Consider the following 22,247-nt stretch of genomic DNA (forward strand, 5'->3'; position numbering starts at 1 on the left):
AGCGCTCCAACCATTTTCGTCATCGCCGCTGATGCATGCCAGATTTCTATGGGACCGACCAGCACAATGAGCCGTATTCACCTTCGCAAACGAAAGAGCCGGGAAGCTTTCGCTCCCCGGCTCCTCAAAAAGTCCAACCACTAATCAAACGTAGCGGTTGACGATGTTTTCGAGCAATTCCTGCTTGCCGGACTTCGGCTGCGGGTTGACGTCCTTGCCTTCGACCCACTGTGTGATCTCTTCCAGCGAATATTCGCCACGGAAGAGCTTCTGGCCTTCAGCCGAATTCCAGCCGGCATAGCGGTCTGCGAGCGGCTGCGACAGAGCCTTGTCTTCGAGCATCTTGGCAGCAGCCTTCAGGCCGCGGGCGCAGCAATCCATGCCGCCGATATGGCCGATCAGCAGGTCTGCCGGATCAAGCGACTGACGGCGCAGCTTCGAATCGAAGTTGGTACCGCCCGTCTTGAAGCCGCCGCCCGCCAGAACGTAGTAATAGGCCAGAGCCATTTCCGGAACGTTGTTCGGGAACTGGTCGGTATCCCAGCCGGACTGATAGTCGTTGCGGTTCATGTCGATCGAGCCGAAGATGCCGAGCGCATTTGCGAGCGCCAGCTCATGCTCGAAGGAATGGCCGGCGAGGATCGCATGGCCCTGCTCGATGTTGAGCTTCACTTCGTTTTCGAGGCCGTGCTTCTTGAGGAAGCCGTAGACCGTCGCGACGTCATAGTCGTACTGGTGCTTGGTCGGCTCTTGCGGCTTCGGCTCGATCAGGATCGTGCCCTTGTAGCCGATCTTGTGCTTGTACTCGACGACGAGGTTGAGGAAGCGACCGAGTTGGTCGAGCTCGCGGCCGATATCGGTGTTGAGGAGGGTTTCATAGCCTTCGCGGCCGCCCCACAGAACGTAGTTTTCGCCGCCGAGCTTCTGCGTGGCGTCGATGCAGGTCTTGACCGTCGCAGCGGCGAAAGCAAAGACATCCGGATCCGGATTGGTCGCTGCACCCGACATGTAGCGACGGTTCGAGAAGAGGTTCGCCGTGCCCCAGAGCAGCTTGGTGCCAGTGGCGGCCTGCTTTTCGGCGAAGTAGTCGACGATCTCGTTCAGGTTCTTGGTGTTTTCGGCAAAGTTCTTACCTTCCGGGCGCACGTCGGCGTCGTGGAAGCAGTAGTAGGGCGCGCCGAGCAGCGAGAAGAATTCGAAAGCGACGTCAGCCTTGAGCTTGGCAGCCTTCATCGTGTCTTCGAACCACGGACGCAGGAAGGTCTGACCGCCGAAGGGGTCGCCGCCCGGCCAGGTGAAGGTGTGCCAATAGGCAACCGCGAAGCGCAGATGGTCTTCCATGCGCTTGCCGAGAACGATTTCGTCCGGCTGGTAGTAGCGGAAGGCCAGCGGATTGGTGCTGTCTGGGCCTTCGTACTTCACTTTCTGGATGTCGCCGAAAAATCCGGTGCTCATTTGGGTTCTCCTTGGGTTCAGTTCTTATGGACGGATCAATGGACCAGCGATTTGATCGCCGGGTAAGTCGCGCGATAGCGCTTGTAGGCATCCTCATAGGCGCCGCTGAGTGCGGCGACCGGCTCGATTGTACCGGCCGTAACCGGCGGGGTGCAGACGGCAACCGGATCGGCGCCTGTTGCAGCAATGAGGCCAAGGCGGGCACCACCAAAGGCGGCACCGAAATCGCCGTCCGCCGGCAGATCGACGGGGACGCCGAGGGCAGTCGCGATAGAGGCAAGCCAGTAGCGCGAACGCGAACCGCCGCCTATCGCCGTGACGCGGGAAATATCCGTGCCCGCAGACCGCAGCGCTTCGAGATTGTCGCGGATCGCGAAGGACACGCCTTCCAGCACTGCCTGCGTCAGCACCACACGGCTGCTTTCATGTCCGAGGCCGATAAAGGCGCCGCGGATGACCGCATCATTGTGCGGCGTGCGCTCGCCCGAGAGATAGGGCAGGAAAGTTACGCCGGTCGGCGCCTTCAGGCTTTCGCCGAGTTCGCCGGTGAGATCGGCGGCCGATTTTCCGGTAACCGACGAATGCCAGTTCAGCGCATCGGTGGCCGACAGGATGACGCCCATCTGGTGCCAGGTGTTCGGCAGAGCATGGCAGAAGGCATGGACGGCGCTTTCCGGCTTCGGCAGGTAGGCGGCATTGGCGGCAAACAGAACACCCGATGTGCCGAGCGAAACGAAGGCAGCGCCATCGCTGACCGTGCCCATGCCGCAGGCCGAAGCCGCATTGTCGCCGGCACCGCCGGCAACGACGACATCGCCTGATATGCCCCAGGCCGAAGCGAGCGCGGCGCGCAGCTTGCCGCCCTGCTCCGTGCCTTCGACAAGTGTCGGCATCTGTTTTTCATCCAGATTGGTGGCAGCCAGAAGCTCGGACGACCAGGCGCGCTTGCCGGTATCGAGCCAGGACGTACCGGCCGAGTCAGACATTTCCGAAATATGCTCGCCTGTCAGCCAGAGGCGCAGATAATCCTTCGGCAGAAGGACTGTTGCGACCCTTGCGAAGATCTCGGGCTCGTTCTTGGCAACCCAGGCAAGCTTCGGCGCGGTAAATCCGGGAAATACAATATTGCCGGTCAGCTTGCGGAAGCGTGGATCGGCGTCGAGCGCGGCAGCCTCGACATAGGAGCGCGTATCGTTCCACAGAATACAGGGGCGCAGCACCTTGTCGGAAGCGTCGAGCAGCGTTGCACCGTGCATCTGGCCGGAGAGGCCGATGCCCTTGACCGCGGCAAGCTCCTTCGGATGCTTGGCCTTGAGGCCGGCGACGGCCTCTTCCGTGGCGCGTACCCAATGGGCAGGTTCCTGTTCGGACCAGCCGGAATGCGGGCGCGAGACGTCGAGCGATCCATTGGCCGAGCCGATGATCTTCTGATCGCCGTCGATCAGCATCGCCTTGACGCCCGAAGTTCCGAGATCGAGACCCAGATACATGTGGTGTTTCTCCCTTTGCCGTTACGGCAGATTGTCTTTCAGGAATATGTCGAGGCGAATACGCTCCTGCGCATCGATGACGGCAAGCCCGTCCGCCTTTGCCTTGAGAACACGGATCGCGCTGCGCACTTCATGGCCGGCATCCTGGTTGAGGATTGCGTCGATAGTGCCATCGAGAACGGCAGCGCGAGTATGGGCCGTCAATTCATGGGCAATGACCGTCAATGCCCTGTCGGCAGCCTTTTCCTTCAGTGCGCGGATCAGGCCGCGATTACCGGCACCGAGGCTGTAAATGCCGATGATGCCGTCGTTCTTCCCAAGTGCATCCGCAATCAGCATATGGGCAACTTCAGGGTCATCCCGACCTTCGAGCACCGGCAACAGATGCAGCGCCGGAAACTCCTGCGCCATGACAGACGCAAAGCCCTCCAGGCGCTCACGATGGTCGCGCACCAACATGGAACCCGCCAATACGGCGATATCGCCTTTAGCGCCGCCAAGGAAACGGCCGAGCAGGCGGGCGGCGGTGCGCCCTGCTGCGATATTGTCGACGCCGGCATAATGATGACGCAGCGATCCCGTCAGATCGGAAACGAGGGTGACGACGGGAATACCGTCATGGACCAGCCGATCCACAATCGCCTTCACCTCAGGCGCGTCGGTGGCCACCAGCGCGATCCCCGAGGGCTTTTCGGCCGCGACTGTTTCAAGCTCGCGCACGAGCGCCTGCGGGTCGAAGGCAGGCACCTCGACGATCCGAATATCCGTACGCTCGGCGACCGAGCGCGCAATCGCTGCGCGGATTTCGGCATTCAGGCCATGCATGAAAGAATTGTCACTGGCGGGCAAAATGAAGGTCAGCGGGTAAACGCGGCCCTTGGCGAGATTTGCAGCTGCCACGTCGCGCACATAGCCGAGATCGCGGATCGCGGTTTCCACCTTCTCCCGCGTCACATGGCGCACACCCGGCCTCTGGTTCAGAACCCGGTCCACAGTCGCAAGACTAACGCCCGCCGCAGCGGCGATATCATGAACGGTTGGCCTCATCACTCCTCCTGGAGCAGACCATTAGCGCCAATTTTGATGTACGTAAATCAAAAAAATGTTTGCGTAGCGAAACACCTGCTCATGGATCGGGAAAACCCGGACGCAGAAAAAACAAAAAGGCCCTCCGAAGAGGGCCTTTCTTGCAATGACGGCCGGAGGTCAGTGGCCGCCACCGCCTCCCCCGCCGCCTTGCGGCGCGGGTTTCTTGATCATGACGACGCCAAGGATCATCGCCAGGAAAAGCACTGTCAGCATCAGGAAGATGTCGCTGAAGGAAAGGATCATTGCCTGCTTGGTCGCAAGGCCGACCATCTGCTTGACCGCGACGTTAGCGCCATCCAGGCCCCAATTGTTGAAATTGGCGGTCATATTGTTCATCTGGTCGATTGCAGCCGTATTGCCCCAATGAACGTTCTCGCGCAGCCGCTCGTAATGCACATCCTGCCGGGTGGTGAGCACGGTGTTGATGACAGCAAGGCCAACGGCGCCGCCAAGGTTACGCGTTAGGTTGAAGAGACCCGAGGCGCCTCGGATACGCTGCGGCGACAGGGTGCCGAGCGCGATATTGTTGATCGGCACCATGCACATCATCAGGCCGAAGCCGCGTAGGATCTGCGGGATGAACAGCTCGTAGAAGTCCCAGTCCTGCGTCAGATGCGTCATGATATAGGTACCTGCCGCAAAGCTGACGAAACCGATCGCCATCATGAAACGCAGGTCGAGCTTGGTCGACAACCGGCCGGCGATCGGCGCGGTGAAGAACATTGCGAGGCCCGACACGAACATCGTCTCGCCGATCATCTGCGAATCGTAACCACGGATGCGGCCGAGATACACAGGATAGATATAGGTAAGACCGTATAGGCCGATGCCCATGACGAAGGAGAAAACCGAGCCAAAGGAGAAGTTTCGGTTCGAGAAGGCCGTCAAATCGACCACCGGGAACTCCACCGTAAAGGCCCGATAGAAGAAGACGATGCCGGCGACAACCGATGCGACGGCTCCCATGACGATATAGCTATCGTTGAACCAGTCGTTCGAATTGCCTTCTTCTAGCACATATTCCAGTGCGCCAAGGAAAACACCCATAGACAGCAGGCCGTACCAGTCGAACTTCTTGAATAGCGACAGTTCCGGTTTGTCGAAATCGATGAAATTCCAGGTGACGATCGTGACGATGATACCGGGCACGATATTGACCAGGAAAAGCCAGTGCCAGGAGAAGGCATGGCTGAGGTAACCGCCGACAGTCGGGCCTATGGTCGGCGCCAGCGTGGCGATGAGGCCAATGATCGGCGAAACGATCGCACGCTTCGACGGCGGGAAGATCGTAAAGGCGGCCGCGAAGACCGAGGGGATCATGCCGCCGCCGATGAAGCCCTGAATGACACGGTAGACGATCATCTGGTCGATGTTCGTCGCCGTTGCGGCCAGGGCGCTCGCCATGGTGAAACCGGCAGCCGAGATTGCGAAGAGATACCGTGTCGAGATGATACGCGCCAGCGTGCCCGACAGCGGGATCATGATGACTTCGGCGATCAGATAGGCCGTTTGCACCCAGCCGATTTCATCCGAACCGGCAGATAGGCCTGCCTGGATTTCGGCGAGCGAAGCCGACACGATCTGAATGTCGAGGATCGACATGAACATGCCGAGCACCATCGCGAAGAAAGCGATGAGCCTTTTGGGATCCATGCGATCGGCGGCATGCGCAGGCGCTGCCGGGATCGAACCCGCCGTTGCTGTCGCGCTCCCTGCCATGGGACTACCTCCGCCCTAGGGCTTACTTCACCGGTGCCGTGCGGGTGTCGACGTCGACGACAACGCTGAGACCGGCGCGCAGGCGACCGCTGTCAAGCGCATCCTGCGGCAGGGCGATGCGAACCGGCACCCGCTGGATGATCTTGGTGAAGTTACCTGTCGCATTTTCCGGCGGCAGCATCGAGAAGACCGATCCAGAGGCCGGCGCGATGGATTCGACAGTGCCGACGACAGGATAGTCGCTGTAGGCATCGACATGGACGTTGACCTTCGAACCCGGCACCAGATGCTGGATCTGCGTTTCCTTGAAGTTGGCGTCTATATAGAGCTGGTGCGTCGGCACCAGCGCCATCAGCCGCTGACCGGGCGAAACGAGATCGCCTTCCTGAACCGAACGGTTGCCGACCACGCCGTCATAAGGTGCCTTCAGAATGGTGAAGGAGAGATCGCGTGCGGCCTTGTCGCGCTGGATTTCCATCGTGCGGACAGAGCCTTCGGCTTCCTTGCGCTGAGCCTCGAGGATCGTGATGTTGGCCTGCGCGAAAACGATGTTGGCATCGCCACCGGCAAGATTTGCCTTCGCCTGATCGAGAGCCGTATTGGCATCATCGAGATCTGCGGTGGTGCCGACCGACTTCGCCTGCAGGTCGCTCTGGCGCTTCTGCTTGATCTCCGCGCCGCGCACTGTGGCTTCGAGGGCAGTCTTCTGGGCCTGGGCCTGCACAAGGCTCGCCTTGGCGCCTTCGATCTGCGCATCGATGCGGCTGAGTGACAATTGCTCGGTTTCGATCTGGGCGTTGGCCTGATCGAGGGCGTTCTGGTAGTCACCGTTATCAAGAGTAGCGAGGACCTCGCCTGCCTTGACTTCCTGGTTGGCGACAACATTCACCTTCGCGACATAGCCGGTGACCTTCGGCGAGATCGTCGCAATGTCACCCTCGATATAAGCGTCGTCGGTCGACACGAGGAAGCGGCCGTTGGTCCACCAGTCGTAGCCGTACCAGCCGGCGCCGCCCAGAAGAGCGAGCACGACGACGGGCAGCACGAAACTGCGGCGCTTCTTTGGAGCAGCCGGTGCGACAGCAGGCGCAGACTGCGCGGGAGCCGTCTGCGGTGCCTCGGCCTTCGGGGCTTCGGCAGGAGCTGCAGCTTCCGCTTTCACCTCTTCGGCGCCGGCATTTTCGCTGACGATGCGCGCGACATTGCTTTTCTGGTTTGTCGACATATACAGGCTACCGATCTGGAGTAAAATAATCGAACTGAACGGTTCGGTTCAGTTGACATAAAGGGTTTTTGACTTCATATCAAGATGCATAGAACCAATCGGTTCGATTTCTTTAAAAGAAAACACGAATTCGCTAAGACGGTTAAGGAGACATGACACTGAAGCCCGAGGATATCGCCGTATTGAGCCCACCCAATCAGGGGGGCCGCTTTGCTGCGGGCGAGGATCCGGCCAAGCGCCAGCAGATCCTCGATGGTGCCAGGCGCGTGTTCCTGAAACTGGGCTTCGATGCGGCCAGCATGAATGATGTGACCCGCGAGGCCGGCGTTTCCAAGGGAACGCTCTATGTCTACTTTGCCAACAAGGAAGAGCTCTTCCACGCCATGGTCGAGACCGAGCGCGCCGCCTTCGTCGCGGCCGTGCGCACGGTCCTTGCTGAGCACGACGACGTCGAGGCAGGGCTGTACGAATTCGGGATAACTTTCGTTACCCACATGACCGAAGACAAGGTCATCGACGCCATGCGTACCGTGCTCGGTGTGCGTGAGCGAATGCCCCTTCTCTGTCAGCGCTTCTTCAAGGGGCCGCAGAACCTGCGCACCATCATGCACGACTTCCTGGAGCGGCATGTGCAAGCCGGCACCCTGAAGATCGACGATATCGATCTCGCCGCCGGTCAGTTCCTCGACCTCGCAAGCGGCAGTTTCTTCAAGTTGCGCCTCTTCGGCAACATGGAAGGCCCGCCGCCGCGCAACGAGATCGAACGCGTCATTCGCGGCGCAATCCATGTCTTCATGGCCGCCTACGGCGTTCGCAAGCACGAGAACATCTGATCCCATCCTGACCCTGATTGGTTTTCTGCCGGATTTGCGCAATAGCGATCAAATCCGGCCGCACCATTTCCTTTAGGAATGAAGCGGCAATCAGGGGAGAAGAGATGAGCGCTATCGGACGAGCGATATGGTTCATCGAGAGCCATTTCGAAACCGAAATAAACCTCGACGAGATCGCAGAGGCAGCCGGATTATCGCGCTACCATCTGTCCCGCGTCTTCGGATTGGTGACAGGCCATTCGATCAGCACCTATATCCGCGCACGGCGTCTCAGCGTTGCCGCGCTATCGCTCATCTCGGGCTCATCGAGCATTCTCGAGGTTGCCCTCGGCGCGGGCTACGGCTCGCACGAGGCTTTCACCCGTGCCTTCCGCGACCAGTTCGGCATGACGCCCGAGGCGGTGCGCCGACAGGGGCACATTCGCAATCTCGCATTGATGGAGCCCATCAGGATGAAAACCGCAACTCTCAACGATCTTGAACCGCCGCGTTTCGAAACCCTTCAGCCGATGCTTTTCGCCGGCCTCCAGGAAACCTATGCCTATGGCGGCAATGCCGCGATCCCCTCGCTCTGGCAGAAATTCAACCAGCATTTCGGCCATATCCCCAACCAGAAGGGCAATGTTGCCTACGGGATCTGTATCCATATCGACGGCGAGGCCGAGAAATTCCGCTATATGGCGGCGACCGAGGTCTCCGATGCCGACGATCTGCCTGAAGGCTTTGCCACACTGAAGCTGCCGGCCCAGCGCTACGCCGTCTTCTCCCACCGCGGTCATGTATCCGGCATACCGGCCACGATGGACCTGATCTTCGGTAACTGGTGGCCGACATCAGGCCTCGAACATGGCAGCATGCCCGACATGTTCGAACGCTACGATGAGCGTTTCGATCCCTATACGGGAATGGGGCTGACGGAAATCTGGTTACCGATCAAGGAATAAAAGCCCGACCGTTTTCGTATATCCCCTTGCGGTGCTTGCGCGACAGGTCCGCAACGATACATTGTCCGCGTCCATATGCGACGCAAGGGGAAATATGCCGATGCAGGATATCATGACGCTCATTCAGGACCCGGCTGCCTGGGTGGCGCTCGTCACGCTGGTTGTGATGGAAGTTGTTCTCGGGATCGACAACCTGATCTTCATCTCCATCCTCACCAACAAGCTACCGCCTGAGCATCGGGAAAGGGCTCGCAAGACCGGTATCGCCCTAGCCCTCATCATGCGTCTTGCCCTGCTTGGCACCGTCGCCTGGATCGTCCAGCTCACCGAACCGCTTTTCGAGCTCTTCGGCCATGGTTTCTCCTGGAAGGATCTCATCCTGATCGCCGGCGGTCTCTTCCTCGTCTGGAAGGCCACCAAGGAAATCCACCACAATGTCGATCCGGAGGATCATCAGGAAAATTTCATCGCCGGCGCGACAGGCACGAGTTTCGCCTCGGCGATCGGCCAGATCCTGCTGCTCGATCTCGTCTTCTCGGTGGACAGCATCATCACCGCCGTCGGCATGACCCCGCACCTACCGATCATGATCGTCGCTGTCATCGCCGCCGTCACGGTCATGCTCGTCGCCGCAACGCCACTCGCCAATTTCATCGAGCGCAACCCGACGATCGTGATGCTGGCGCTCGCCTTCCTCTTGATGATCGGTACGACCTTGATTGCAGACGGTATGGGTTTCCACGTGCCGAAGGGCTACGTCTACGCCGCCATGGCCTTCTCGGCCCTCGTCGAGGTGCTGAACATGTTCGCGAGAAACGCCCGCAAACGAAAGCGCGAAGGCGGCCACTAAGGTCGCCCCTCGGTTCAATCTTCGCTGAGCGGCTCCGCCTCACTGAGTGAGGCGGAGATTTTTCTCAGCACCGGCGGCCTTGCTGAACAGGACCAACATCGCCTGCTTCATGTTGTCGCCGGGCTTCACCTCGAAGAACAGATCGTCGGAAGCACATTGCTTGAGCTTCAGGCCGATCTGCGTGCCGAAAGTCGGATTGATCGCCCGGTTCCAGATCGGGTCCGTCGGGATCGGAAGATAGGTCGTGTAAAGGATCGCGAGCTTGATGTTCCGGCTTTTCAGCTGCGAACAATACTTCAGGTCGATCGGTTCGAGACAGCGGTCGGCATCGGCCCATCCGAGGTAACCAGTGCAGCCTGATGGTTTGCGGCTGTCGCCCAGGCCGTCGGTCACGAAGAGAATGACAGTCTGGCGATCGCTGGTACTGGTGCCGGCGCCACCATTTCCCTTGATCTCGTTGCCCATATTGGTCAGCGCCGTATCGAAGCTCGTCAGCGCATCCTCGTTATAACCATGATGGTCGGTCGTCATCAGCGTCACCTGCCCAACCGCATTGGCGATACTTGCCATGTCGATGGTCGGTGCCGAAACCTTCATGATGCCATAACCCGGTTCCTTTGCCGCCTTGCCGAAGCTGTAGGCGGCAACGCGAAACTGGTCCGGTGAGGTGCGCAGACTGGTGACGTCATCCATGAGCGCCTTGGCAGCCTGCGCCACGACGTCGATGCGCAGCGTCACGTCATTCTGGCGGGCAATATAGAAATTGCTTCCCTTGTCATCATGCACGACACCATCGCTGCCAGTCCAGGACATGTGACAGGCAAAAGCGCAGTTGCGGCCGGCCGCATCCTGGGCATTGGCCGAGACGGCGACAAGCTTGTCGATATCCCCTTGCGTCGCACCGATTCCCATCGACGGCGTATTGTCGAGCAGCATGTAAAAGTCGGTATAAACGCGGCTCTCTGTGCCATAGATCGCCGTTGCCACACCGGTAACCGTCATCGTGTCCTGACCGAGAACCCGCATGAAGGTCGTCGGGACCTGTGCCGTGAAGGTCACCTTGGAGCTGATATCGCCACCCGACTTGATAACCTTGACGTCAACGTCGAGCGAAGCCGCGCCAAGATGCACGTCGCGCTGCGACAGGAAGAGCGTCTTGCCGTCAGCATCGCCGACAGTGACTTCGCCGTCCTGCTTCATCTGCTGGGCCGCAAGCAGGGCCGGCGATTTTGCCGCTATCGCGCCGAGCGCTGCCGCATCCGCAGCACCCATCAGATCCGAGTGAATTTCGAGAGCACTGCCATAATCGACTGCAATGCCGGCAGCACCAAGCAGCGGGACGATCGCCAGGGCCGTCAGGACACCGAAATTACCATAGCGATCCGCGAGGAGACGCATCAAGGAAACACGCATAATATGACTCATAAAAACAATGGATTGTTCAATGCCTGAAGTAATGCACGGGAGAGCTTAATATATTGCCCAACGGCCTCGCGCGGGCGGGTCCGCAGAAGCCCGCCAAAAGCGGTTTTTCTTGACGTTCCCCTTTGAATATGGCCTAAGCGCAGCCATACGGATAATCGGCGGAATATGCGGGCAGATGCCCTTCTCCAGCCGGCTTCCGAAAGATATCTGCGTTCTCCAGGCCGACGTCGCTTTCCTTGAAAAGCCGCTCGGCATTCATTGACGGGCACATAAAAAATGACAGCTTCCGGCGTCCGCGTCCGCATCGCTCCCTCGCCGACCGGCGAGCCGCATGTCGGCACCGCTTACATCGCTCTCTTCAACTACCTCTTTGCCAAGAAGCATGGCGGCGAGTTCATCCTGCGCATCGAGGATACAGATGCGACGCGCTCGACACCTGAATTCGAGACGAAAGTGCTGGATGCGCTGAAGTGGTGCGGGCTGGAATGGAAGGAAGGTCCCGATATCGGCGGCCCATACGGCCCTTATCGCCAGTCCGACCGCAAGGACATGTACCAGCCCTACGCCCAGGAATTGCTGGACAAGGGCCATGCCTTCCGCTGTTTCTGCACGCCCGAGCGGCTGGAGCAGATGCGCGAAGGCCAGCGTGCCGCCGGCAAGCCGCCGAAGTATGATGGTCTCTGCCTGACGCTGAAGGCCGAGGAAGTCACTTCGCGCATGGCCGCCGGCGAAACCACCGTCATCCGCATGAAGATCCCGACCGAAGGCTCATGCGACTTCACCGACGGCGTCTATGGCGACGTGTCGATCCCGTGGGATTCCGTCGACATGCAGGTCCTCATCAAGGCCGACGGCATGCCGACCTATCACATGGCAAACGTCATCGACGACCATCTGATGAAGATCACCCATGTGGCACGCGGCGAGGAATGGCTGGCCTCCGTGCCGAAGCACATCCTGCTCTATCGCTATTTCGGCTGGGACCAGCCGGTATTCATGCATCTGTCGCTGATGCGCAATGCCGATAAGTCGAAGCTGTCGAAGCGCAAGAACCCGACCTCGATCTCCTACTATTCCGCGCTCGGCTATATCCCGGAAGCGCTGATGAATTTCCTCGGCCTGTTCTTCATCCAGATTTCCGAAGGCGAAGAACTGCTGACCATGGACGAGCTCTCCGAAAAGTTCGACCCGGAAAACCTCTCCAAGGCCGGTGCGATCTTCGACATCCAGAAGCTCGACTGGCTGAATGGCCGCTGGATCCGCGAAAAGCTGTCGGAAGAAGACTTCCGCGCCCGCGTGCTCACCTGGGCGATGGAAAACGATCGTCTGATGGCTGGCCTGCGCCTGTCTCAGACGCGCATTTCCAAGCTCGGCGAACTGCCCGATCTCGCAGGCTTCCTGCTGAAGTCCGATCTGGGTCTGCAGCCGTCCGACTTCGCCAAGATCAAATCGCCGCCGGAAGAGATCCTGGAGATCCTCAATACCGTCCAGCCGGATCTCGAAAAGATCCTGGAATGGAACGTCGAGACGATCGAAGCTGAACTGCGCGCCATCGCCGACCGCATGGGCAAGAAGCTGAAAGTCGTCGTCGCTCCGCTCTTCGTTGCCGTTTCCGGCTCGTCACGCTCGCTGCCGCTTTTCGATTCCATGGCGATCCTCGGTCGCTCCGTCGTGCGTCAGCGCCTGAAGCTTGCCTCGCAGGCAGTCGCCGCCCTCGTCGGCTCGAAGTAAGAACAGTCAGAGGATCCAGACAATGGCTGACAACAAGACCGAAAACACCCTTTCCTCCGATGCAACGGAAGTGCGCGCCCAGAAGCTGAAGCTGCTGCGCGAGCAGATCGGCGACGTGTATCCGGCGCATTTCCACCGCACGCTGACCAATGCCGAGCTGGCCGCGAAATACGAGAACCTGGAACCCGACGTCGAGACACAGGATGTCGTGACGGTCGCCGGCCGCGTCTACTCGTCGCGCAACTCCGGCATGTTCATGGACATCCACGATGCCGGCGGCAAGATCCAGATTTTCAGTCACAAGGACACGACCCCGGAAGAAGCCCGTGCGCTGCTGCCGATGATCGACATCGGCGATATTATCGGCGTCACCGGCGTTGTACGTCGCACCAAGCGCGGCGAACTGACCATCAACGCCCAGAAGATCGAGATGCTGACCAAGTCGCTGCTGCCGATGCCCGAAAAGTGGCACGGCCTCTCCGACATAGAACTGCGCTACCGCAAGCGCCATCTCGACATCATGACGAATGAGGAATCCAAGCTGCGCTTCCAGCAGCGCTCGAAGATCCTCTCCGGCATCCGCCGTTTCATGGAAGACGACGGCTTCATGGAAGTCGAGACACCGATGCTGCATTCGGTCTACGGTGGTGCCACCGCCGAGCCGTTCAAGACGCATCACAACACGCTGAAGCTCGACATGTACCTGCGCATCGCGCCGGAACTGTTCCTGAAGCGCACATTGGTTTCGGGCCTCACCGACAAGGTCTTCGAGATCAACCGCAACTTCCGCAACGAAGGCGTCTCCACCCGGCACAATCCGGAATTCACCATGATGGAGTGCTACTGGGCCTATGCCGACTACGAGGACATCATGGACCTCGTCGAGCGGCTGTTCGAGAGCTTAGCGCTCTCCATCCACGGCACGACGGAATTCCCCTTCGGCGACAAGACGCTGTCCTTCAAGGGTCCGTTCAAGCGCGTGCCGATGCCGGACGCCGTCAAGGAAGTGACCGGCATCGACTTCCTGGCGATGAAGACCGACGAGGAAGCCCGCGCCGCCGCCAAGGCTGCCGGCTTCGCGGTCGAGAAGGACTGGACCTGGGGCGAATGCCTCGCCTTCATCTTTGAAGAGAAGGTGGAGCAGACGCTGATCCAGCCGTCGCACGTCACGCATTTCCCGAAGGACATTTCGCCCTTCGCCAAGGAAGTGCCGGGCGAGCCCCGCCTCGTTGAACGTTTTGAGACCTATTGCAATGCCTGGGAACTCGGCAACGCTTTCTCCGAACTCAACGATCCGGAAGAACAGCGCCGCCGCATGGTGGAGCAGCTCGAGCAGGCGCATGCCCGCGGCGAGAAGGAAAAACAGCTCGACGAGGAATTCCTCGATGCGATCGACCAGGGCATGCCGCCCGCCGGCGGTCTCGGCATCGGCGTCGACCGCTTGATCATGCTCCTCACCAACGCGCCGTCGATCCGCGACGTCATCCTGTTCCCGGCCCGCCGCGCCAAGGCTGACTGAGAAACGAGTTGCCTGAACGTCAAAACGGAGCGCCCGAAAGGACGCTCCGTTTTGCTTTTCCTGAAACATTCCGCCTCAGATCATGTAGCCGCCGGCGACCTCGATCGTTTGCGCGTTGATCCAGGCACCGTCCTCGGACGCCAGCATGGCAATCACCCGGCCGACATCGTCGGATTCTCCGATCCGGCCGAGTGCCGTCTGCGAGGCAAGCAGCGCCGCAAATTCCGGGTTTTTGTCCAGCGCGGCATCAGCCAGATTGGTGCGAATAGCGCCAGGCGAGACCGCATTGGCGCGGATCCTGCGGTTGCCGAACTCCTTCGCCTGATACCGCGTCAAGGTCTCAAGCCCAGATTTGAGAGCGGCATACGGCGCCACACCGGCCGTTGCGACACGCACCGAGGCGCTCGTCACATTGAGGATCACGCCACCATCCACCATCAGCGGCAACAGCGCCTGCGTCAGGAAAAACGGGCCCTTCAGGTGCACGTTCATCAGCGCGTCGAACTGGTCGGTCGTCACCGTCTCTATCAGATTGAACATGCCGAACCCGGCATTGTTGACGAGGCAATCGAAATCACTGCGGCCCCAATAGGTGGAAAGCAGTCGCTTGACCTCCTCAACGAAGGACGGAAAGCTTGCGGCATCGCCGACATCCAAAGCCAGCGCGACTGCCTGGCCGCCCGCCGCCTTGATCTCGGCCACAGCTTCATCGGCGCCGGGCTTGTGGCTGTTGTAGGTCAGGATGACCCCCATTCCGCGCCGCGCGCATTCCTGAGCTGCCGATTGACCGATGCCCCGGCTGCCACCGGTAATGATTGCGATTTTCATCTGTGTCTCCTTGCTTTCGATGGCCGGAAGCTAGGGGAAACGGGAGGCCGCTACTCCGCCGGAAACTGCCTCGTTCTTGCCTATTCCTGCTTTTGTCTTGCGCGCAATGACGAGCTGGGTCAGGATTCCCCCATGCAGACAATGTTCGAAGAGATGCGCCGCCTGACGGCCCGCGCCGAAAACCGCCCGACGGAAACCGGCATACCCGGCATATTGATGGTCAAGGGAGAGATCCCTGAGCACAGGCTCGGGGCGATCTATGAGCCAATGGTCAACCTGATCGTGGATGGCAGCAAGACGCTCACCATCGCCGGCCAGGACTATTACTACGACCCCACCACCTATTTCGTCATCTCGGTGGATATGCCCGCAACTGGCAAAGTGCAGCAAGCCGGTCTCGACAGGCCCTATATCGGTGTCAGTCTGTCGCTTGATCCGGCAAGGGTGGCAGCCCTTCTCATCGACCTCCCGCCACAGACCTATCAGGAGGGGCAAGGCGGCGGTTATTCCGTCTGCCGCATGACACCGGAACTTCTCAGTGCCTGGCTGAGAATGCTGCAGCTCATGGAGCGGCCCCAGGATATCCCGGCTCTTGCGCCTGCCTATGAACGCGAAATCCTCTATCGCGTGCTGCAGGGGCCACAAGGCTGGATATTACGTGATATTGCGGCACCCGACAGCGCACTCTCGCGGATAAGACTCGCCATCCGCTGGGTACGCGATCACTACGCAGAGGCGGTCGAGGTCGAAAAGCTTGCCGGCCTCGCCTCGATGAGCGTGTCCGCCTTTCATCGCCATTTCAAGGCAGTGACGGCGATGAGCCCAATCCAGTTCCAGAAACGCATCCGATTGCTGCAGGCTCGCCAGCTTCTGATTGGCCAATCCGGAAATGCATCCTCGGTCGCCTACACCGTGGGCTATGAAAGCGCCTCGCAATTCAGCAGGGAATACGCACGCTTCTTCGGCCAGCCGCCGGCGCGCGATGCCTCACTGATAAGGGAAAATATCAAGCCTGCTGCCTGATCGTTTTCGGAACTAGTGGCCGCTCTTGACGGGCGGCTCCTCTGCGGGAGCGTCTCCCGCCGGAGTGGCTGCATCCTTGGCAGCCTGCTCTTGGGCAGACGGTTCCTCAGCCTCCTTGGGCGCAGCGCCCTTTTCCGGCTTGCTCTCTTTCTTGGTGGAGGCGACGGCCACTGGATCGATGCAATCGGCCGGGTCCTTGAGGCTCGCATTCAGCGTTGCGATCCGATCGTCCGGCAACTCGATGCGTTCGCCGTAGAAGAGGCCCTGTTCACTCGCCTTGCCGTCGTAATAACGGGCCGTATAGGGTTTGTCGTCGAGACCTTCGACCATCTTGTCGGGATGCGCAATATAGACCACGTCGGCGCCGATCGCCCGACCGCGAATGTCCGAGCGCAGGGTCGGACCGTTCTCGTCGAGGACGACGACCTGCACCAGATCGGGCTTTTGCGCTTCATAGACGGCCTGGGCGACGCGCAACGCCGTCTTGACGCGCGTCATGCCGTCGACAGGTTCGGTCTTGATGTATTTGCGGACCCAGACATGATCCTGCTTCTTGATCGTCACGAGATTGACGTCGGTGCAGGCCACGCCATCAGCGGCTTCCTCGTCACCCAGCAGCCTGTCTTTGCCAACATAGACCGCAGCACCGCCGGAAACGCCCGCTAACAGGGCGCTACCACCGATGATCAAAGCCAATTTCCGGGAAGGCCGGAATATGCGCAGTAAGGCCTTCACGCCAACTGCTCCGCCATCTGAAAACTCCAACGCAATACAAGTGACTGTTAAGCTAGGGAAATGACGTTTCCGAATGTTTAAGTGGGCCTTCCGACTTTGTCTCGAAGTGACAAAATACCAAAAAAGGTCCGGCTGCTCCTGCGCTTGCCAGAGCGCTCACGCGCATGCTCTAAAATGCCATGGCTTTCACGCTTCGCCAGATACAATATTTCGTCGCCGTTGCAGAACAGGGCTCGGTCACACGCGCCGCGCAGAACCTGTCGATCTCCCAATCATCGATAACGGAGGCGCTGAAAGAACTCGAAAGCGACCTCGGGGTCGTGTTGTTCGAACGCCACCCGCGGGGGCTCTCGATCACCCACAATGGTCACCAGTTCCTGCGGCACGCCACGAAAATCCTGGCAACGGTCTCCGATGCCCGCACCAGCTTTTCCGCCCAGCAGAACATACCTTCCGGCACGCTCAATATCGGCGTTACTTCGCTTGTTGCCGGCTATGTGCTTTCGGACCTGCTGGCCCGCTATCGCCGGGCCTGCCCCGGCGTCGAAGTCAGCGCCATCGAGGACAATGGCAGTTATCTCGAACATCTGCTGGTCGGCGGCGAGCTGGATGTCGCTGTCATGGTGATTTCAAATCTGCGTGATCGCATGGCTCTCCAGGCAGAAATTCTGGAAACCTCCCCCTATCGCCTCTGGCTACCGATGGGGCATGCGCTGGTCTCGGCCGATATTATCTCGGTTGCCGATATCGCCCGCGAACCGCTGATCATGCTGACGGTGGATGAAATCGAGGAGAATACCGGCAAACTATTGACCGCACTCGGCGCCCGTCCACACGTCGCCTTCCGCACTCGCTCGGTGGAAGCCGTGCGCAGCCTGGTTGCCACGGGCGCGGGCGTGGCGCTACTGCCCGATCTTGTCTATCGCCCCTGGTCGCTGGAAGGCGACCGTATCGAGAGCCGCGACGTTTCCGGTTCTCTGCCCGTCGTGCAGGTCGGCATGGTCTGGCGCAAGGGCTCCAGCCTGCCGCAGGCGGCGCGCGATTTCGTGGCTATCGCCGAGAACATGCGATCGGGAAGATCCCGCTAGGTATCGGAATTTCCGATATCGGCTTTCTGATAAATGAATTTGCGAAACCGGCCTTTCCGCGTCACCTTTTCTTCCGGGAACAAAACGCCGCAAAAGCGGCACCGAACCGGGAGACAGACGATGAAGCATCTTCTGAAATCGTGCACTGCTGCCCTCGCGAGCCTGAGCTTCGCGACGCAGGTTGTCGCTGCCGAACCGCTGAAGGAATTGGGCAAGGGAGAAGGCGCCGTCAGCATCGTCGCCTGGGCCGGCTATATCGAGCGCGGTGAAACCGACAAGAATTACGATTGGGTCACCGACTTCGAGAAGGAAACGGGCTGCAAGGTTTCCGTAAAGACCGCCGCCACCTCGGATGAAATGGTGGCGCTGATGAACGAAGGCGGCTTCGACCTCGTCACAGCCTCGGGCGACGCATCGCTGCGCCTTGTGGCCGGCAAGCGCGTCCAGCCGATCAACACCGACCTGATTCCGAGCTTCAAGACCATCGACGAGCGCTTGCAGAATGCGCCCTGGCATACGGTGAACGGCGTCCACTACGGCGTGCCTTATCTCTGGGGCCCGAACGTACTGATGTACAACACGGACACTTTCAAGGATAAGGCGCCGACGAGCTGGAACGTCGTCTTCGAAGAGCAGAACCTGCCTGATGGTAAGTCCAACAAGGGCCGCGTCCAGGCCTATGACGGCCCGATCTATATCGCCGATGCGGCCATGTATCTGATGGCGCACAAGCCCGATCTCGGCATCAAGGATCCTTACGAGCTCAACGAGGATCAGTACAAGGCCGCCCTCGACCTGCTGCGTGGCCAGCGCAAGCTTGTTTCGCGCTACTGGCATGATGCGATGATCCAGGTCGACGACTTCAAGAACGAAGGTGTCGTTGCCTCCGGCTCCTGGCCGTTCCAGGTCAATCTGATGCAGGCAGACAAGCAGAAGATCGCTTCGACCTTCCCCGAAGAAGGGGTAACTGGCTGGGCTGACACGACCATGCTGCACGCCGACAGCGAGCATCCGAACTGCGCCTATATGTGGATGGAACACTCCCTGAAGGCGAAAGTACAGGGCGATGCCGCCGCCTGGTTCGGCGCCGTTCCCTCGGTTCCGGCAGCCTGCAAGGGCAACGAGCTGCTGACCGACACCGGCTGCAACGGCAACGGTTACGATCACTTCGAAAAGATCAAGTTCTGGAAGACTCCGGTCGCCAAATGCACGACCGAGAGCGAATGCGTGCCCTATCATCGCTGGGTGTCGGATTATATCGGCGTGATCGGCGGGCGTTGACGCCAGGCCGATCAACGTAAGTGCCTTTCCCAACTCCTCGCAAAGTCGAGGGGCCGGAGTGGCACCGCCGCATTCCTGCTGAAACGCCGAAAGGTTTGAGAGTGGGCGCCGCAGGTTAAGCCCCTCCCCCTTGTGGGGAGGGGTTTGGGGCAGCGCGTTTAGAACGAAGGCCAATGCCTCCCTCGAATGATACAGGTCCGGAGCTTCCATGACGTCAGCCGTCCGTTTCCAGAAGGTGTCTCGCCATTTCGGCGCGGTGCGCGCCGTCGATGGCGTTGACCTTGAAATCGTCCCCGGCGAGTTCTTCGCCATGCTCGGCCCGTCCGGTTCCGGCAAGACAACCTGCCTGCGGCTGATCGCAGGCTTCGAACAGCCGACATCGGGACATATCGAAATCTTCGGCGAAACCGCCGAAGGCGTTCCGCCCTATCGCCGCAACGTCAACACCGTCTTTCAGGACTACGCGCTCTTCCCGCATCTCGATATACTCGACAACGTCGCCTACGGGCTGATGGTCAAGGGCGTCGGCAAGACGGAGCGGATCAAGGAAGCCGAGAAGGCACTGGAACTGGTGAAGCTGCCCGGCTATGGCAGCCGCCGTCCCGGCCAACTCTCCGGCGGCCAGCGCCAGCGTGTGGCGCTCGCCCGTGCACTCGTCAACAAGCCACGGGTACTCCTGCTCGACGAACCGCTTGGCGCCCTGGACCTGAAACTACGCGAGCAGATGCAGGAGGAGTTGAAGAGCCTGCAGCGCGCGCTTGGCATCACTTTCATCTTCGTCACCCACGACCAGGGCGAAGCGCTCTCCATGGCCGACCGCGTCGCGGTCTTCAACAACGGCGGCATCGTCCAGCACGGCACCCCCCAGGACATTTATCGGCGTCCGAAAACACGCTTCGTTGCCGATTTCGTCGGCTCGTCGAATGTCATCGCCCCCGATGTCATGACAGCCCTTGGCGGCGAGAAACGCTGGGCGAGCCTGCGGCCGGAAGCAATCCACATCGCAGCTGACGGCATTGAAGCCAGGGTCGAAAATGCCAGCTTCCTGGGTGCGGCGACCCGGCTTGCCGTCGAGACCAGGGGATCGCGTCTTCACGTCATGCTGCCGGCCGGCAGCGACGTGCCCGATATCGGCACCGCCATCCGCCTTTCCTGGCAGCAGGGCGACGTGCACTATATGGATGATGCGGCATGACGGCGCTAGCAATCACCAAGCCCGAGACTTCGATCCTGCCGCAACGTGGCGGTTTCTTCGGCCGCCTTTCGGACAGCTTGTGGCGCCACCCGAAACTGCTGCTCTTCCTGATGCTGACCCCACCGCTTCTCTGGCTCGGCATCATCTATATCGGCTCGCTGATAGCGCTGCTGCTGCAGAGCTTCTTCTCGATCGACGATTTCTCGGGGATGGTGAATTACGAGTTCACCCTCGACACCTATGCCCAGCTTCTAAACCCCAGCAATTTCGACATCATCATCAGAACAATCCTGATGGCGGCGCTGGTGACGGTCGCCTCGGCCCTCGTTGCCTTTCCAACCGCCTATTATGCGGCCCGCTATGCGCAAGGAAAATGGAAGGCCCTCTTCTATCTTGGCGTCATGATGCCGCTCTGGTCGAGCTATCTCGTCAAGATCTACGCCTGGAAATTGATCCTCGCGAAGGAAGGTATCCTCACCTGGTTTTTCGAGAGGTTCCATCTGTCCTGGCTTCTCGACGGCGTACTCGCTTTGCCCATCGTAGGCGGCAATTCGCTCTCCGTCAGCTACCTCGGCACCTTCATCGTCTTCGTCTATATCTGGCTGCCCTATATGATCCTGCCGACGCAAGCAGCCCTCGAGCGCGTGCCGGGCAACCTGATCGAGGCCTCAGCCGATCTTGGCGCTACGCCACGCCAAACGTTCCGAACCGTGCTTTTCCCGCTGGCGCTGCCCGGCATCGTCGCAGGCTCGATTTTCACCTTCTCGCTGACTTTGGGCGATTACATCATCCCGCAGATCATCGGCTCATCCCGTCTCTTCATCGGCCAGGCGGTCTATACGCAACAGGGAACGGCCGGCAACGTACCGCTCGCCGCTGCCTTCTCCGTAGTGCCGATTGCCATCATGGCGATCTATCTGTGGCTCGCCAAACGCATGGGAGCCTTCGATGCGCTCTGACCGCGGACAGAAATCACCCCTCGTCCTGAAGATCGCAGCCGCCGGCGGCCTGCTCTTCCTGCATCTGCCGATCCTGCTGATCTTCGTCTATGCCTTCACGACGGAAGAGAAGAGCTACCAGTGGCCACCGCCAGGCCTGACGCTGCAATGGTTCGGCATCGCCTGGAACCGCCCGGATGTCTGGTCGGCTCTTGGCCTCTCGCTGCAGGTTGCCTGCATCGCGACCGTGATTGCGCTGATCCTCGGCACGCTCTGTGCGGCCGCCGTGAGCCAGACGAAATTCTTTGGCCGTGAAGCGATCTCGCTGCTCGTCATTCTGCCGATCGCGCTTCCCGGCATCATCACCGGCATTGCGCTTCGCTCCGCCTTCAGCCTCTTCGACATCCCCTTCTCGGTCTGGACGATCGTGCTCGGTCACGCCACCTTCTGCGTCGTCGTCGTCTACAACAACGCCGTTGCCCGCTTCCGACGGACATCGGCCTCGCTGATCGAAGCCTCGATGGATCTGGGTGCCGACGGCTTCCAGACCTTCCGCCATGTCATCCTGCCGAATATCGGCACCGCGCTTCTCGCCGGCGGCATGCTCGCCTTTGCCCTCTCCTTCGATGAGGTGATCGTCACCACCTTCACCGGCGGCCAGCAATCCACGCTGCCGATCTGGATGCTCGAAGAGTTGATCCGCCCCCGTCAGCGCCCGGTCACCAATGTGGTCGCCATGGTCGTCGTGCTCGTCACCTTCCTGCCGATCCTGGCAGCCTATTACCTCACTCGCGACGGCGACCAGATCGCCGGCGCCGGCAAATAACCGGAGCGGGATGCGGAACCCCCTCCGCCCCACACGATCAACCACAAGGGAGA

Annotated in this window: 19 protein-coding genes; 11 read left to right on the forward strand and 8 right to left on the reverse strand. The window is 60.0% G+C overall.

Translation table 11 applies throughout. From position 1 onward, the window contains the following. Positions 1 to 144: 144 nt before the first annotated feature. From xylA to FHX06_RS30135, 5 genes are all read right to left on the reverse strand, one after another. Entirely contained in the window at positions 145 to 1,455 is a 1,311-nt protein-coding gene (gene xylA, locus FHX06_RS30115; protein WP_112544306.1) for a xylose isomerase, read from the reverse strand. 35 nt (positions 1,456 to 1,490) lie between these two features. After that, entirely contained in the window at positions 1,491 to 2,945 is a 1,455-nt protein-coding gene (gene xylB / locus FHX06_RS30120) for a xylulokinase (RefSeq protein ID WP_183881927.1), read from the reverse strand. A gap of 21 nt (positions 2,946 to 2,966) precedes the next feature. Continuing rightward, positions 2,967 to 3,992 (reverse strand): LacI family DNA-binding transcriptional regulator, encoded by a 1,026-nt coding sequence (locus tag FHX06_RS30125; RefSeq protein ID WP_183881929.1) that lies wholly within the window; start codon positions 3,990 to 3,992, stop codon positions 2,967 to 2,969. A gap of 159 nt (positions 3,993 to 4,151) precedes the next feature. Then, positions 4,152 to 5,753 carry a DHA2 family efflux MFS transporter permease subunit gene (locus FHX06_RS30130; protein WP_113117226.1) on the reverse strand — a complete coding sequence of 534 codons (1,602 nt, stop codon included), beginning with the start codon at positions 5,751 to 5,753 and terminating at the stop codon, positions 4,152 to 4,154. Positions 5,754 to 5,775: 22 nt separating this feature from the next. Then, positions 5,776 to 6,978 carry an HlyD family secretion protein gene (locus tag FHX06_RS30135; protein WP_112544314.1) on the reverse strand — a complete coding sequence of 401 codons (1,203 nt, stop codon included), beginning with the start codon at positions 6,976 to 6,978 and terminating at the stop codon, positions 5,776 to 5,778. Between the two features lie 152 nt (positions 6,979 to 7,130). Here FHX06_RS30135 and FHX06_RS30140 point away from each other — a divergent pair, with 152 nt between their 5' ends. From FHX06_RS30140 to FHX06_RS30150, 3 genes are all read left to right on the forward strand, one after another. Continuing rightward, entirely contained in the window at positions 7,131 to 7,811 is a 681-nt protein-coding gene (locus FHX06_RS30140; protein WP_183881931.1) for a TetR/AcrR family transcriptional regulator, read from the forward strand. Between the two features lie 104 nt (positions 7,812 to 7,915). Beyond that, positions 7,916 to 8,755 (forward strand): AraC family transcriptional regulator, encoded by an 840-nt coding sequence (locus tag FHX06_RS30145; protein ID WP_112544318.1) that lies wholly within the window; start codon positions 7,916 to 7,918, stop codon positions 8,753 to 8,755. Between the two features lie 100 nt (positions 8,756 to 8,855). Then, a complete protein-coding gene (locus tag FHX06_RS30150) occupies positions 8,856 to 9,605 on the forward strand; it encodes a TerC family protein (protein ID WP_112544320.1) in 750 nt (249 codons plus the stop codon). A gap of 39 nt (positions 9,606 to 9,644) precedes the next feature. On the opposite strand, the gene FHX06_RS30155 is transcribed toward FHX06_RS30150, so the two are convergent. Then, positions 9,645 to 11,018 (reverse strand): pilus assembly protein TadG-related protein, encoded by a 1,374-nt coding sequence (locus tag FHX06_RS30155; protein ID WP_183881933.1) that lies wholly within the window; start codon positions 11,016 to 11,018, stop codon positions 9,645 to 9,647. A gap of 288 nt (positions 11,019 to 11,306) precedes the next feature. On the opposite strand from FHX06_RS30155, the gene gltX reads away from it, so the two are divergent. Together gltX and lysS are read left to right on the forward strand one after the other, a co-directional pair. After that, a complete protein-coding gene (gene gltX, locus FHX06_RS30160; RefSeq protein WP_112544324.1) occupies positions 11,307 to 12,761 on the forward strand; it encodes a glutamate--tRNA ligase in 1,455 nt (484 codons plus the stop codon). 22 nt (positions 12,762 to 12,783) lie between these two features. Continuing rightward, positions 12,784 to 14,280, forward strand: coding sequence for a lysine--tRNA ligase (lysS, locus tag FHX06_RS30165; RefSeq protein ID WP_112968726.1), 1,497 nt, complete (start codon positions 12,784 to 12,786; stop codon positions 14,278 to 14,280). 75 nt (positions 14,281 to 14,355) lie between these two features. Here lysS and FHX06_RS30170 read toward each other — a convergent pair whose 3' ends face one another. Beyond that, positions 14,356 to 15,108 carry an SDR family NAD(P)-dependent oxidoreductase gene (locus FHX06_RS30170; protein ID WP_113145464.1) on the reverse strand — a complete coding sequence of 251 codons (753 nt, stop codon included), beginning with the start codon at positions 15,106 to 15,108 and terminating at the stop codon, positions 14,356 to 14,358. A gap of 132 nt (positions 15,109 to 15,240) precedes the next feature. Between FHX06_RS30170 and FHX06_RS30175 the strand changes: the two genes are divergently transcribed. Then, the gene (locus FHX06_RS30175; RefSeq protein WP_112544329.1) at positions 15,241 to 16,131 is read left to right on the forward strand and encodes an AraC family transcriptional regulator; all 891 of its coding nucleotides are present in this window, start codon (positions 15,241 to 15,243) and stop codon (positions 16,129 to 16,131) included. A gap of 12 nt (positions 16,132 to 16,143) precedes the next feature. Here the strand turns inward: FHX06_RS30175 and FHX06_RS30180 are convergent, their stop codons facing one another. After that, positions 16,144 to 16,866: a hypothetical protein gene (locus FHX06_RS30180; protein WP_112968723.1), complete on the reverse strand. Its 723-nt coding sequence runs from the start codon at positions 16,864 to 16,866 to the stop codon at positions 16,144 to 16,146. Positions 16,867 to 17,045: 179 nt separating this feature from the next. Between FHX06_RS30180 and FHX06_RS30185 the strand changes: the two genes are divergently transcribed. The 5 genes from FHX06_RS30185 (at position 17,046) to FHX06_RS30205 (ending at position 22,194) form a co-directional block, all read left to right on the forward strand. Continuing rightward, on the forward strand, positions 17,046 to 17,954 hold the full coding sequence (locus FHX06_RS30185; RefSeq protein ID WP_183881935.1) for a LysR family transcriptional regulator: 909 nt from the start codon (positions 17,046 to 17,048) through the stop codon (positions 17,952 to 17,954). A 120-nt stretch (positions 17,955 to 18,074) separates the two neighbouring features. Beyond that, positions 18,075 to 19,235, forward strand: coding sequence for an ABC transporter substrate-binding protein (locus FHX06_RS30190; protein ID WP_112544335.1), 1,161 nt, complete (start codon positions 18,075 to 18,077; stop codon positions 19,233 to 19,235). Between the two features lie 208 nt (positions 19,236 to 19,443). Then, the gene (locus FHX06_RS30195; protein WP_113015450.1) at positions 19,444 to 20,430 is read left to right on the forward strand and encodes an ABC transporter ATP-binding protein; all 987 of its coding nucleotides are present in this window, start codon (positions 19,444 to 19,446) and stop codon (positions 20,428 to 20,430) included. Then, on the forward strand, positions 20,427 to 21,389 hold the full coding sequence (locus FHX06_RS30200; RefSeq protein ID WP_183881937.1) for an ABC transporter permease: 963 nt from the start codon (positions 20,427 to 20,429) through the stop codon (positions 21,387 to 21,389). The genes FHX06_RS30195 and FHX06_RS30200 overlap by 4 nt, the downstream gene beginning before the upstream one ends. After that, on the forward strand, positions 21,379 to 22,194 hold the full coding sequence (locus tag FHX06_RS30205) for an ABC transporter permease (RefSeq protein ID WP_112968718.1): 816 nt from the start codon (positions 21,379 to 21,381) through the stop codon (positions 22,192 to 22,194). The genes FHX06_RS30200 and FHX06_RS30205 overlap by 11 nt, the downstream gene beginning before the upstream one ends. The last annotated feature ends 53 nt before the right edge of the window (positions 22,195 to 22,247 follow it).

This window comes from Rhizobium sp. BK512 (genome assembly GCF_014194915.1).
Lineage (GTDB): Bacteria > Pseudomonadota > Alphaproteobacteria > Rhizobiales > Rhizobiaceae > Rhizobium.

Excerpts from the sequence above, each read along its gene's own strand:
- xylA (WP_112544306.1), bottom strand. The coding sequence starts at position 1,455 with ATGAGCACCGGATTTTTCGGCGACATCCAGAAAGTGAAGTACGAAGGC.
- xylB (WP_183881927.1), bottom strand. The coding sequence starts at position 2,945 with ATGTATCTGGGTCTCGATCTCGGAACTTCGGGCGTCAAGGCGATGCTG.
- FHX06_RS30125 (WP_183881929.1), bottom strand. The coding sequence starts at position 3,992 with ATGAGGCCAACCGTTCATGATATCGCCGCTGCGGCGGGCGTTAGTCTT.
- FHX06_RS30130 (WP_113117226.1), bottom strand. The coding sequence starts at position 5,753 with ATGGCAGGGAGCGCGACAGCAACGGCGGGTTCGATCCCGGCAGCGCCT.
- FHX06_RS30135 (WP_112544314.1), bottom strand. The coding sequence starts at position 6,978 with ATGTCGACAAACCAGAAAAGCAATGTCGCGCGCATCGTCAGCGAAAAT.
- FHX06_RS30140 (WP_183881931.1), top strand. The coding sequence starts at position 7,131 with ATGACACTGAAGCCCGAGGATATCGCCGTATTGAGCCCACCCAATCAG.
- FHX06_RS30145 (WP_112544318.1), top strand. The coding sequence starts at position 7,916 with ATGAGCGCTATCGGACGAGCGATATGGTTCATCGAGAGCCATTTCGAA.
- FHX06_RS30150 (WP_112544320.1), top strand. The coding sequence starts at position 8,856 with ATGCAGGATATCATGACGCTCATTCAGGACCCGGCTGCCTGGGTGGCG.
- FHX06_RS30155 (WP_183881933.1), bottom strand. The coding sequence starts at position 11,018 with ATGCGTGTTTCCTTGATGCGTCTCCTCGCGGATCGCTATGGTAATTTC.
- gltX (WP_112544324.1), top strand. The coding sequence starts at position 11,307 with ATGACAGCTTCCGGCGTCCGCGTCCGCATCGCTCCCTCGCCGACCGGC.
- lysS (WP_112968726.1), top strand. The coding sequence starts at position 12,784 with ATGGCTGACAACAAGACCGAAAACACCCTTTCCTCCGATGCAACGGAA.
- FHX06_RS30170 (WP_113145464.1), bottom strand. The coding sequence starts at position 15,108 with ATGAAAATCGCAATCATTACCGGTGGCAGCCGGGGCATCGGTCAATCG.
- FHX06_RS30175 (WP_112544329.1), top strand. The coding sequence starts at position 15,241 with ATGCAGACAATGTTCGAAGAGATGCGCCGCCTGACGGCCCGCGCCGAA.
- FHX06_RS30185 (WP_183881935.1), top strand. The coding sequence starts at position 17,046 with ATGGCTTTCACGCTTCGCCAGATACAATATTTCGTCGCCGTTGCAGAA.
- FHX06_RS30190 (WP_112544335.1), top strand. The coding sequence starts at position 18,075 with ATGAAGCATCTTCTGAAATCGTGCACTGCTGCCCTCGCGAGCCTGAGC.
- FHX06_RS30195 (WP_113015450.1), top strand. The coding sequence starts at position 19,444 with ATGACGTCAGCCGTCCGTTTCCAGAAGGTGTCTCGCCATTTCGGCGCG.
- FHX06_RS30200 (WP_183881937.1), top strand. The coding sequence starts at position 20,427 with ATGACGGCGCTAGCAATCACCAAGCCCGAGACTTCGATCCTGCCGCAA.
- FHX06_RS30205 (WP_112968718.1), top strand. The coding sequence starts at position 21,379 with ATGCGCTCTGACCGCGGACAGAAATCACCCCTCGTCCTGAAGATCGCA.